The following is a 4,317-nucleotide window of genomic DNA, read 5'->3' on the forward strand; positions in this document are numbered from 1 at the left end:
AATGAAAAACATTCTTATTATTTGCCCCACACTAAGGGACAGGCGGGAACTGGCCAGGCTGGGCAATAAGCACAATTTTATATTCACGGGGCCTGAAACCAGGGAAATACTGGAGAGTTTTCAACCGCTAGAGTTTATAGACCGTTTGTTAAAAGATATCAAGGGCAGAAAAATAGATGCAGTTATGGGTACCCATGATTACCCTGCCTCCCTGATAGCCAGTATTGTAGCTGAAAAGCTGGGCCTAAACGGGGTAAATACCAAAGCTAATTTCTTATGCCAGCATAAGTATTATTCCAGGAAGATTCAAACTGACTTGTTTGGTTCGGCGGTACCAGCTTTTAAATTGCTAAATCCATTAAAAGCAGGGGATATCCCTTTTGAGTTCCCCTTTTTTGTTAAACCGGTCAAATCCTTTTTTTCCATAATGGCTTGCATTATTAATAACCGCAGCCAGTTTCAAAAATACATGGAGGCCAGCCAGGAGCATATTAACAGGTTTGTTAAACCATTCAACCTGTTGGTAAAAAAATATTCTGACTTACCCCTGGATGCCAGCTATGTAATTGCCGAAGAGCTAAGGAAGGGCAAACAGGTGACCTTGGAAGGCTGTGTTTATAAGGGCAGGGTATATTTAATAGGTCTAACAGACTCAATAATGTATGGAAACACCTATAGTTTTAGGAGGTTTGATTATCCCAGCAGCGTGGATCCAGGGGTGCAAAGGCAAATGATGGAAATGGCTGCTGCCTGGTGCAGGCATATAAACTATGGCCAGGGCCTTTTCAATATGGAATTTTTCTATAATGCAGAAGACCGGGGTATCAGCATCATTGAGGTAAATCCCCGGATGTGTTCCCAGTTTGCTGATTTGGTAGAAAAGGTGCTAGGCATAAACACTTATCAGGTTCAGATGGACCTGGCTTTGGGATCAGAACCCGGCTACCTTAGCGGTAATGGTCTAAAAGGTGAATTCAGCATGGCTTCCAGCTATGTTTTAAGAAAATTCCGGGACCAGACTGCTGTAAAGGTTCCAGGGCCAGGCCTCATTAACCAAATATTGAGCCAAAAGAATTCTGCCAGAATTGAAATATATGCCCGCAGAGGGCAAGCTTTGTCCTCCTTTTGGCAGGATGCACACAGCTACCGGTATGGGGTAATAAATTTAGGAGGTAATTCCAGAAAGGACCTGGATGATGAATTCAGGCATGTCCTAAAAGCGCTTGATTTTAGATTCAAAAAAATTTAAAGTTGCCCCCTGGATATGCTTATAGGAATTTTATAAAAGTTTTAAAAATAGAGCTGTTTATATGGTAAAATTATTTTTATTTAAAACTTTTAAGGCTATGGTATTGTATGATTCTGCATTTTCCAGGAACTAAGGGGGAGATTGAAGAGAGCAGCCCCCATCATCAATACCATTCCTCTTTGGTAATAGAAGAAGGAAGTACCAGGGTTTTGATTGATTATGGACAAAAACATAATCCAAGCCTGGATTTACAATGGCCAAATTTAGATGCCATGCTGATCACTCATGCCCACCCTGATCATTATCTATGGACTTTGCAGGAAAATAATGCTGTAGAGATACCGGTATATGTTACCCGGGAAACTCTAGATTATGCTCCTTACAGGCCTCTGGATTACAGGATCATAGAGCCGGGCCGGAAATTTTTCATAAAGGATTTAGAGCTAACCGCCTACAGGGTTATACATTCCTTGAGATGCCCGGCGGTTTGCTATAAAGCTAAGGGGAAAGAGACAATATTATATGCCCCGGATATAGTTGATACTGAAATAGATAAATCCATGGTTTTTGCCTTCTTAAATGTATTAATCGCAGATGGTTCCAGCCTTAATATAAATATGGTCAGGAGAAAAGATGAAAAGATTTACGGGCATGCCATGGTTAAGACTATTATCAACTGGTGTAAAAAGTATGGCCTGGCCCACCTGATAGTTACCCACTGCGGAAAGCAGATACTAAAAATGGGCGGGGAAAAGCTTAAAGAAATACTTACCCGGTACGGGGAAGGTAAAGTGGAAGTGGAAGTGGCCTTTGACGGATGGGTTAAAAATGTTCAGGATTATAAATAACAGGAAAACAAGATATGGACTTTCAAAATTTTAAAACCAATGATAACAAGAGTTTGGTGCAGGCAGTTATTGATGAAATAGTGTACCGGATAAAGAAAGGGGAGCTAAAACCGGGAGACAAAATTGATTCCCAGAGAGAGTTGGCCAAAAAACTGAATGTGGCCCGCAGCTGCGTCCGGGAAGCTATACAGGCTTTAAGCCTGGCTAAAATCATAGAGGTAAGGCAGGGTAAGGGAGCTTTTGTCTCTCCCATCTCATTAAATTCCATACTAAATCCGGTAAACATGAATGTACTTATGAGTAGGCCGGAGCTGCAGGACCTGCTTAAAGTAAGGATGATACTGGAAACGGCAGCAATAAGGGAAGCGGTTAAAAATATTAGCCAGCCGGACCTTAAAACATTAAAAAAACATATGGACCAGTCCCGGGAGTATCTGCAGAAAGGTAAATATGACCAGTACTATGTCCAAGATTATGAGTTTCACCGTACCATCGTAAGGTGCAGCCGGAATAATGTTCTTTCCAGCATTTTTAATTTTATTTTTGATTTGCTGATACAGGGAATGAAGACTATCTCCAAAGTACCCGGGTCTCCCGGAAGAGGGCTTAAGTGGCATAATGAGATATACCGGAAGATGAAAGATATGGATATCGAGGGTTCCCAGGAAGCTATGCGCAATCATATCCGTCAGGTTATGGAAGACTATAATAAATTAGAAAATTAATTTAGGGGGTAAGCTTTGAAGACTATTCTATGTTATGGCGATTCTAATACTTATGGTTGCAAACCTATAGGGTTTGATCAACTGGAACAGGGAATAATAGCCTCAGACTACCGTTATGGCCCCCAGCAAAGGTGGCCGGGAGTTTTGCAGAAAGAATTGGGTACTAATTACCATATTATAGAAGAGGGCCTCAATGGAAGGACTACCGTATTTGACGATCCGGTAGAAGGCATTTATAAAAATGGTATAAGGTATCTGCCAGCCTGTTTAGAATCCCATGCTCCCCTGGATGTGGTAATAATTATGCTGGGCACCAATGACTTGAAGAAAAAATTTTCAGCTTCTGCCTTTGATGTAGCATTGGGGCTGGGCCAGCTGGTATCCCTTGTCAAGGGCAGCGGCGCAGGGCCGGGGGGCAGCAGTCCCCAAGTATTGATGCTATGCCCTCCTCCTGTAGGCAAATTGACCCAATTTGCCCTTTTGTTTGAAGGGGCAGAACAAAAATCCAAGCAGCTGGCTGGATTTACCCGTAAGGTGGCACGGCAGTCAAGTTGTCATTTTATGGAAGTAGCCCAGGTAATTATGCCCAGCGGCATAGACGGCATTCATTATGAAGAAGAAAGCCATTATAAATTAGGGGTAGCGGTAGCTGAGTATATAAAAAACAATATTTCTTAAGGCTGAATATTAGTAAGGAAGGGAGAGAGAATGGAGGAAGAAAAAAATCAAGGCAAAAATGTAGGAGCCAGTTTCGGAGACATGGTTAAGGAATTCGGGGAAGCGGTATCCAAAATATTTAATGATCCTGAGCTTAAAAAGAAAGCTAAAGAGTTTGGAGAAAGCGCTACTGAATCAGCCAAGGCTTTTGGAGAACGGTTCAAGGATGAAGAGGTTAAAGCCAAGTTTAGGGAAGTAGGCAATGCTGCTAAAAAATTTGGGGAAAGTGTAAGCGAAACTTTCAAGGAGGATAAAAATTCTTATAGCCAGGATAAGAAAACCGAAAAAAAAAATCTAGAACCAGAAGCCAGCAGGGGTAGCAGGCTGGCTGGCTACAGTGTTTCTATTGCCTGGAATATAATATTCTTAATATTTTTTAATTTTTTCTACCAGTACGTAGCTTTTTACCAGTTTGATTCTGGTACGCAGATGTGGGCCCGGTACCCTGTACTTACTGATGATTTTGTCATGTGGCTTCCCATATTTACAGTTTCAGTCGCTGTGTCTATTGCCGGAAACATATTAATGATTATATTGGACCATTACTATGTCAGGAAGATAGTAAATATAATTATGAATATTTTTGGTATTGCTGCCATAGGGACCCTTCTGTCTATCTTTCCTTTTGACTTTAGTGGTATACCGGTAGCAAATATGGGCAATATCCTGTATCCGCTAGTAATGGTGGTACTGATTATAATACTGGTAGGATTGGCTATATCGGTAATAGTCAATCTGGTAAAACTAATAGTATTTATGGTGAAAAAAGAAATATAAG

Annotated in this window: 5 protein-coding genes; all 5 read left to right on the forward strand. The window is 41.2% G+C overall.

What is annotated here, in order from left to right; genetic code table 11:
• Positions 1–1,249: ATP-grasp domain-containing protein (locus PHN32_09020; GenBank protein MDD3777728.1), on the forward strand; the 1,249-nt coding region annotated here is incomplete at its 5' end.
• A 107-nt stretch (positions 1,250–1,356) separates the two neighbouring features.
• Positions 1,357–2,097 (forward strand): MBL fold metallo-hydrolase, encoded by a 741-nt coding sequence (locus PHN32_09025; GenBank protein MDD3777729.1) that lies wholly within the window; start codon positions 1,357–1,359, stop codon positions 2,095–2,097.
• Between the two features lie 14 nt (positions 2,098–2,111).
• Entirely contained in the window at positions 2,112–2,822 is a 711-nt protein-coding gene (locus PHN32_09030) for a FadR/GntR family transcriptional regulator (protein ID MDD3777730.1), read from the forward strand.
• A 15-nt stretch (positions 2,823–2,837) separates the two neighbouring features.
• Positions 2,838–3,500, forward strand: a complete 663-nt coding sequence (locus tag PHN32_09035; GenBank protein ID MDD3777731.1) for an SGNH/GDSL hydrolase family protein — start codon at positions 2,838–2,840, stop codon at positions 3,498–3,500.
• Positions 3,501–3,530: 30 nt separating this feature from the next.
• Positions 3,531–4,316 carry a hypothetical protein gene (locus PHN32_09040; protein MDD3777732.1) on the forward strand — a complete coding sequence of 262 codons (786 nt, stop codon included), beginning with the start codon at positions 3,531–3,533 and terminating at the stop codon, positions 4,314–4,316.
• Position 4,317 lies beyond the last annotated feature (1 nt).

The sequence above is a fragment of the Actinomycetota bacterium genome (assembly GCA_028698215.1).
Taxonomy (GTDB): Bacteria; Actinomycetota; Humimicrobiia; order Humimicrobiales; family Humimicrobiaceae; genus Halolacustris.